General features: G+C 30.8%; 9 protein-coding genes. 8 read left to right on the top strand and 1 reads right to left on the bottom strand.

The window, feature by feature from the left end; translation table 11 throughout:
* From IJF99_RS02320 to IJF99_RS02300, 5 genes are all read left to right on the top strand, one after another.
* On the top strand, positions 1-319 hold a 319-nt coding region (locus IJF99_RS02320; RefSeq protein ID WP_292791566.1), incomplete at its 5' end, for a transposase.
* Between the two features lie 219 nt (positions 320-538).
* Positions 539-1099 (top strand): hypothetical protein, encoded by a 561-nt coding sequence (locus IJF99_RS02315; protein WP_292791563.1) that lies wholly within the window; start codon positions 539-541, stop codon positions 1097-1099.
* Positions 1100-1107: 8 nt separating this feature from the next.
* On the top strand, positions 1108-1710 hold the full coding sequence (locus tag IJF99_RS02310; RefSeq protein WP_292791561.1) for a hypothetical protein: 603 nt from the start codon (positions 1108-1110) through the stop codon (positions 1708-1710).
* A gap of 24 nt (positions 1711-1734) precedes the next feature.
* Positions 1735-2157 (top strand): hypothetical protein, encoded by a 423-nt coding sequence (locus tag IJF99_RS02305; protein WP_292791559.1) that lies wholly within the window; start codon positions 1735-1737, stop codon positions 2155-2157.
* Between the two features lie 10 nt (positions 2158-2167).
* Positions 2168-3094 carry an SseB family protein gene (locus IJF99_RS02300; protein WP_292791557.1) on the top strand — a complete coding sequence of 309 codons (927 nt, stop codon included), beginning with the start codon at positions 2168-2170 and terminating at the stop codon, positions 3092-3094.
* Positions 3095-3140: 46 nt separating this feature from the next.
* Here IJF99_RS02300 and IJF99_RS02295 read toward each other — a convergent pair whose 3' ends face one another.
* Positions 3141-4631 carry a DUF2779 domain-containing protein gene (locus IJF99_RS02295; protein ID WP_292791555.1) on the bottom strand — a complete coding sequence of 497 codons (1491 nt, stop codon included), beginning with the start codon at positions 4629-4631 and terminating at the stop codon, positions 3141-3143.
* A gap of 129 nt (positions 4632-4760) precedes the next feature.
* Here IJF99_RS02295 and IJF99_RS02290 point away from each other — a divergent pair, with 129 nt between their 5' ends.
* The 3 genes from IJF99_RS02290 to IJF99_RS02280 are packed head-to-tail and all read left to right on the top strand — an operon-like array spanning position 4761 to position 6884.
* A complete protein-coding gene (locus tag IJF99_RS02290) occupies positions 4761-5564 on the top strand; it encodes an AAA family ATPase (protein WP_292791553.1) in 804 nt (267 codons plus the stop codon).
* Between the two features lie 2 nt (positions 5565-5566).
* The gene (locus IJF99_RS02285; RefSeq protein ID WP_292791550.1) at positions 5567-6382 is read left to right on the top strand and encodes a hypothetical protein; all 816 of its coding nucleotides are present in this window, start codon (positions 5567-5569) and stop codon (positions 6380-6382) included.
* Positions 6383-6410: 28 nt separating this feature from the next.
* The gene (locus tag IJF99_RS02280; RefSeq protein ID WP_292791548.1) at positions 6411-6884 is read left to right on the top strand and encodes a zinc-ribbon domain-containing protein; all 474 of its coding nucleotides are present in this window, start codon (positions 6411-6413) and stop codon (positions 6882-6884) included.
* The last annotated feature ends 54 nt before the right edge of the window (positions 6885-6938 follow it).

Here is a 6938-nt window from a genome sequence, read left to right as displayed (position 1 = left end):
TAATCCAAAATACATATTAGCAGACAGAGCATACAACACAGAACCCATCAGGAAATGCATAAACGAAGAAGCAAAAGCACAAGATCAAATACCACTAAAAACACGAGCAAAAACAGGACATTATCGGCTTGAAAGTAAAAACACATTCAACAAAGACATGTATTCAAGAAAAAATAATGTAGAATCAATATTTAGTGTAATAAAAAGAATATTCAACGGAACAAACAGAAGCAGAAGCCTACAATTATCAAACAAAGAAACAAAACTCAAAAACACAATCTACAACATCTATCGATCCGCTCAAATACAAGAAAAATGAGGATTTCTACAAAGCCTAAATTTAAACTATTTTAATTAATAGTTATACCATTTTATTAACAACATTTATATAATAAAGATAATAAATTTTTAAATATAATTTAGGGTATTTTGTTAATCTTTTAAAAAAATCATTAATGGATAACTGTATTCTTTACCATTGAATAATCAGTTAACTAATTAAGTTGATTTTAAAACAGATTTATAAAGAGGGAATTGAATGAGTAATATAGATGATTTTAAATCAAAAATAACATATGAAAATAAAACAAGTATTGGTGTAGCGGGTCTTATTCTCGCATTTGTTTTTTGGGCAATTGGCAGTCCAAATATCGGTTTGGGGGATGTTTTATTGCTAATTTTCCCTGCGATTTTTCTTGTAATTCCTAGTGAAAGCATAAAAAATAATAAAATTTTAGGAATCATTTCAGCGATAATACTTTTGTTATTATTGTTGGTTGGAATCTCAGCATTTAGTGTTGTTATTACAGAATATTTACCAGATTCATATATGTTTCCTGATGGTTATGTTGCAAAAATGTTTATTGCAAATCTGCTTCAGATAATTTTATGTATTTATGGTTTATTCTGTGCATATTTATTAACAATTGAAACAAAGCAGAATAAAACTTCAATTAATAGTCAAAATATGAATTCTATTGTTAATAATACAATAAAATATGATAAATATTGTTCTGAATGTGGACAAGGTTTATTTGAAGATACTAAGTTTTGTCCAAGTTGTGGTACTAAATTAATTGAATCTGATGATAATGAATAGGGGATTTTATGGAAAAAAATCAAAAGATAATAATTGTGGCATTAGTTGCAATAATCGCAGTAATTGTTGTAATTGGTGTTGGAATGTATATGGCAGAATCGAATAAACCAAAAATAGTTGTTGCAGAAAGTTTTAAATTAGAAAGTAATGAATCTGGTGTAGTTACTTATATTAGTAATCAAAGCAATGGTTATAAATTAGAAATAAAAGAAGAAGGAAATCCTAATGGAATTAAAAAGGATGATATGTATGGTAGTATAATGAAATGTAATGTAGATGGAAAAGATTATGTTATAACATGTTATAATCCTGTAGATTATTCAAGAGAAGTATCACCTCATAGTTATGGATTATATGATGTTTCAGATATCAAAGCATATCCTGGTGTTAAACCGGTTCAATGTGTTAGTATGAATGATGCAAATATTTTCCCAAGCATTATGACTCAATGTAATTATCCATATGATTTAAAAACATTGCATAATATGAATAAGACTGGTAATTTGAATGCTTCAAGCATTCAGCAATATTTCCCACCAACATACACTGATGCTTGTAAATTACTTAAAGAAAGAGATGATACATATCTAATAAACAGATATTTTGGTTAGTAAGAAATAAGTGGGGGACATAAAATGAGATTTAATAAAATATGTATTGTATTAATCTTATTAATTTTTACAATGGGTTTTGTTTCATCCGCGAATGTGCATGATTTTAAGTACCCAAATACATTTGAAAAAATGGAAGACGGTAATGGTTATATCAATGAGATGGGCCAAGGTATGATTGTTTATGAATACGATGATGCTTCAAAAGCACTTTTCTTAACAAATCATGATAATTATGGTTTTGAATACTATGAAGGTAATTATTATGCTTTTGTTGATCGTGATACTGATTTGTGTGGTCTTTTAGAAGTTGTTGAGTATAAGGGGGATAAATACATTGTACTTTCAACAATTTTATATGACAATCTTGAATCTGAAAGTGGATATATCCAAGAAAATCTAGAGGAATTCAATGAATTAAATCATGTTCAGGCCATTAATATTTAAGAGGTGAATAATGCAGGAATCCTATGTAACTAATAATCATTTGAGAATAATCATAAATAATATTGGAAATTATTTAGATAAAGGTCAAGAACCTCCAGAAGATTTATTCGTAGAATTCATTGGTGAGTTAAGGGTGTCTAATTTATTAATTCCAGGCATTGTTGAAGGGGACGAATTAATTTCAGAAAATTTAACAAATGATGCTGGTGAGAGAGTTATTCCATTATACACTGATGATGAGGAATATGTTAAGGATAACGGTTTAAATTCAGATTATAATCCAATTCCTAATGATATTGGATTTTATGTTGAGTTAGTAAATGAAAATAATTTTAAGGGAATAATAATTAATCTAGCTAGTGAAAGTTTCTTCATACCTTCTGATTTATTAAATAATTTATCATTAGGACCAACATTTTCAATTAATGATAATTTTAGCGGATATGGTCCAGATAAATTATTAAATATTGCTGAAAATACCACAAATGACTCCTTAGTAAATTTCATTAGAAATTCATATGATGAAATTTTTGATGGATTAATGATGGAACTAACTAAATCCATATTGCTTAATGTTATAGTTAGTGCAGAAAATCTAGAAAATTATCTAAGTAACGGAGTAATATTTAGAGAAGACGTCGGAGGTTTTGAACTTTGCAATACCGGTAATGATGAAGAAACCTTTGGAATATTGTTCACAAGTAAAGATGCTATTTTAGCTACTATGGATTATAATTCGGAATTTTATTATTATTATCAAATAGCAATACTTTCTGAATTCTTTGACTACGTGTTAAGAAGTGATATGGAAGGGGTAATTATTAATCCAGGTTTAGATGATTATTTCATTCCAAGAAGCTTTTTATTAACCTTTTCAAATATAATGGACAATCCTAGTTTTAAACAAGCAATTGATTATGCATTTTTATTAGAATAACTATTCTAAATAGTTATTCTTTTTTTTATTTAACTTCTTAAATTAGTTATCCGTCTGTAACTTCTTTAAATTTCTCCCATATCTTTACCATAGCAAAAGTATCAAGTTCACAATATTTTAGCAAACATTTTCTTATTTCATCCTGTTCTTCTAAAATTTTTCCCTTCAAACTCAAAAAAGCCTCTGATGCTTCACCACCATTATGGATTAGGTCCAGATTATCATAATCAAGTTCTGGATTATCTGGAAACAATGCAGGTAAAACATATTTAATAGAATATGAACCTTCCATTTCTTTTGTGTAATAGTTCCTGTTTTTAAATGGCACCATAAAATCAACCATATTGGTATTAATTCTGTCAATCTCATCTTTCAAATCAGGATACATTTCTCCAATTTCCCGATTACGCCCTGCTTCAAAACCTTTATTATAGACAATTACACTACCATTTTCAGATAAATCATTAATCATACTCTCTGCAAAGTTTCTGATAATATTTTCATCATCAATTTGTGCTAAATACTCTTTATGTTCTACTGACCCATCTTCTTTAATGATATGCAATGAATACTGGAATGGAATTTGCTGGTATGCTTTTGTTCCTTCAAATTCTGGAATTGCATACTGACAGGTTTCATAATCAATGAAATATAATGGATAATTAAGAGAATCCAGTACACTCCTCAAGGCTTCCTTTTCTATTTTTGCTTCCCTGTCATTCAGTTCAAAATCAATCTGTTCCAGGTATTTGGGGTTAAGCTTTTCATTTTCCAAATCTTCAAATGAAATCTTGCCTTCATAGTATTTTTCAAATTTTTTGGATTTATACATTCCACTTACATCAAAAACATTAGGTTTTGGCAGATTTCTTGTGCAGTAACCCCAGAATTCACAGGAATATGGATCAAAACACTTCATTCCTATTTGAGAATCTGGTTCATTGTCCTCATCATATCTTTCCATAAAATCATTGATATAATCAATATTCTCTCTTATTTCAGCTTGTTTTTCCAAAACTACGCTTGTTATATCTTCAATATTAAACAATTGTTCTATATCTAATTCTCCGTATCTGACGTATTCATTGTTTATGTAAACAATGCATACCTTTTTCACGTTAAAGCCAAGGTTTGACAAGACAAAGTACTGGTATGAAGCATCATCCACATACACATCCTTGATTTTTGTAGAACTTTTCACTTCATATATTTCTACTCCATCAACATCATTTTTCAGGATATCCACACTACAAAAATTGTTATCATAAATAAAGGAGGCTTCTGTAATGATATTAACTTTATTTTTAAGTGCTTTTTTTGTTTTTTCCATCCTTACGCTATGTTTTTTATCATATGGGATGTCTTCATATTCGCCAAACAATCCCTTTGCAAGGTCACCCACTTGTCTGCCCTTTTCAAAAATTGACTCGTTATTCTCAGATTTTGAAGTATTTGATTTATATTTATTTAACCAGAGAATCTTTTCACATTGCACGCATTTACAATAGTCGGATTTTGATAAATAAAGTTTATTCATAATATAACTCCTTATTTAATACTTTATAATAACTTTAATTATAAATTTGTTTTGAAATATAATCATCAATTTTAAATAATTTTGATACAAATTGTTATATATAATAATCATTATATTGGATTGAGAGTTATGAATAATTTCAACTTAAAATTAAAGGATGTTCGTTCAATAAACCTCGCTGATATTAACATAGCTAAAATCAATGTAGTTGGAGGAGTTAACGGTAGTGGCAAATCAACAATTTCTAAATTATTATATTGTTATTTAAAATCAGAAAAAGACGATGAATCCTTCGATTTCTTAATGGATAGTGAAGATTTACAGGATATTAAAGACAGTAAAATAACATTTGAAAGTGATTTTATTCCATCTGATATTTTCTATATTGATAATTTATCTATTTTGGATTTGAAGGATTTGGAAATCTTCAGAGTTGATCATATCATTCACATCAAGGAAGCTTTAGAAGATGAAGGCAGTAATTCATCAGAAATATTGTCTAAAATTCGTGAAATCATAAAAACTGACAGTTTATATTCAGCGGGAATTAAGGAAATTGGAATAATACAAATCCTTCTTCAAAACAATAAACTGAAAGAAAACTCCTTTTTAATCATTGACGAACCGGAATCAAGCCTACACCCTGAATGGGAAATAAAATATGCTGAAATACTTGTTCTGCTTGCAAAAGAGTTAAACATTCATATATATCTAAACTCACACAGTCCAATGTTTATCGAGGCAATTTCACTTTACTCACAGTATTATGATTTATTAAGGGATACGAATTTCTATTTAACTCAAAAACAAAGTAATGGTAAATACAACTTCAAAAAAATCAGCCCGAAAAACATGGGTGAAGTTTATGAAAATCTGACAAGACCATATGACGAGTTGGACAAGCTCAAGGCCAAAATATTGTTCAAGGAGTAAGCATGTCATTAACAGCTGAAGAAACTCAATTTGTAAAATTCCTGGAATCGTTTCCCCAGTTTTACAAAAAAGCTTATGAAATAGCTGAAAATGCAAAGGGAATCTCAATCCTTCCGATGGAAGGCGGCAAAAACGAGTTTAAAATGTATGCATTGGATGACATCTGCCATTCCTGCAATATTTTTAAAGATGGAAATTTAATGATAACTCCGAAAACGACCGATGCAATATGGTATAAAAAAGAAAATAACAATTTCTTCATTTTTTTAATCGAGTTTAAGGGAGACCTGCTTTGCAGAAATTCCAGCAAATGCACACTGGTCGAAGTCGTTGACAATCTGAAAAACAAGAATTTCAATGAGGAAATAGAACATGAAATCTTCCTTTTGGATAAGGTCCTATCGAAATATTCGGACAGAATGCTGAACGGTCTTGCAGCAAAACCGTTGGAAACAGTAACGATTGCTCTTCCATTGATTTATGAGGAGTACTATGAGAAAAACAAGGATACGGTCGAGTATCTCGACATCAGAAACTTCCTGAAAAATTCAAGGATTGTTTATAGAGTTGTTTCAATATCAGAAGATTATGAACCTAACCGCCAAAGGACAAGGGCAAGATCTTACAGATGTTCCAATATAATCCCGTCAGCATGTAAAAGGCTTGCCAATGAAAAACATGATAAGGAACTGGCGGCATCATATGAATCAAGCCTGCAGACTTATTACAGAAGATATGAAAGGGCAGGAATTGTTTACAGCGCTGGTTTTGTTGATAATATTGCATTTAATAATTTCATTGAAAATTACTTAAAATAAAACTAATCATATATTGAGGTGAAAACAGATGGTAACCTGTAAAAATTGTGGAGAGGAAGTCAGAGACGAGGCAAAGTTCTGTCAGAACTGCGGAACTGAAATCGTCATTGAAGAGGATTTGACCGGCACAAAATTCTGTTCCAGCTGCGGATTTAAAATGCCGAAGGCAACCAAATTCTGCCCGGAATGCGGCGCTCCAACAGACAGGGCGCCAAGGACAGCCAGCGCAACCGTAATGAGCACGGATAAAAGTCCTGGCCTTGCGGCAGTCCTGTCCTTTTTCATTGTCGGACTGGGCCAGATCTATCTGGGACTGAACAGGAAGGGAATAATACTTTTCCTTGCGGCCGTTGCGTCAGGCATTCTGATGATGATACTGATAGGATGGATCACCTGGCTTATAGTATGGGGATACTCAATCTATGACGCATATAATTCGGCTGAAAAGATGAGAAGCGGAATCGCGGTTGAGGATGGAATAGATTTCGACAATCTGTTCTAAATATTGGTGGTGAGATAATGGAAGATGAAGATTACGGCGAATGCCCGTTTTGCG

It is taken from the genome of Methanobrevibacter sp., assembly GCF_017406825.1.
Classification (GTDB): Archaea; Methanobacteriota; Methanobacteria; order Methanobacteriales; family Methanobacteriaceae; genus Methanocatella.
The sequence above is the reverse complement of the archived record's forward strand: the minus strand, read 5'-3'. Positions and strand labels throughout refer to the sequence as shown.

Bases quoted from the DNA above. Each gene is read 5' to 3' on its own strand.
- IJF99_RS02295 (WP_292791555.1), bottom strand. From the start codon at position 4,631: ATGAATAAACTTTATTTATCAAAATCCGACTATTGTAAATGCGTGCAA.
- IJF99_RS02280 (WP_292791548.1), top strand. From the start codon at position 6,411: ATGGTAACCTGTAAAAATTGTGGAGAGGAAGTCAGAGACGAGGCAAAG.
- IJF99_RS02290 (WP_292791553.1), top strand. From the start codon at position 4,761: ATGAATAATTTCAACTTAAAATTAAAGGATGTTCGTTCAATAAACCTC.
- IJF99_RS02310 (WP_292791561.1), top strand. From the start codon at position 1,108: ATGGAAAAAAATCAAAAGATAATAATTGTGGCATTAGTTGCAATAATC.
- IJF99_RS02305 (WP_292791559.1), top strand. From the start codon at position 1,735: ATGAGATTTAATAAAATATGTATTGTATTAATCTTATTAATTTTTACA.
- IJF99_RS02285 (WP_292791550.1), top strand. From the start codon at position 5,567: ATGTCATTAACAGCTGAAGAAACTCAATTTGTAAAATTCCTGGAATCG.
- IJF99_RS02315 (WP_292791563.1), top strand. From the start codon at position 539: ATGAGTAATATAGATGATTTTAAATCAAAAATAACATATGAAAATAAA.
- IJF99_RS02300 (WP_292791557.1), top strand. From the start codon at position 2,168: ATGCAGGAATCCTATGTAACTAATAATCATTTGAGAATAATCATAAAT.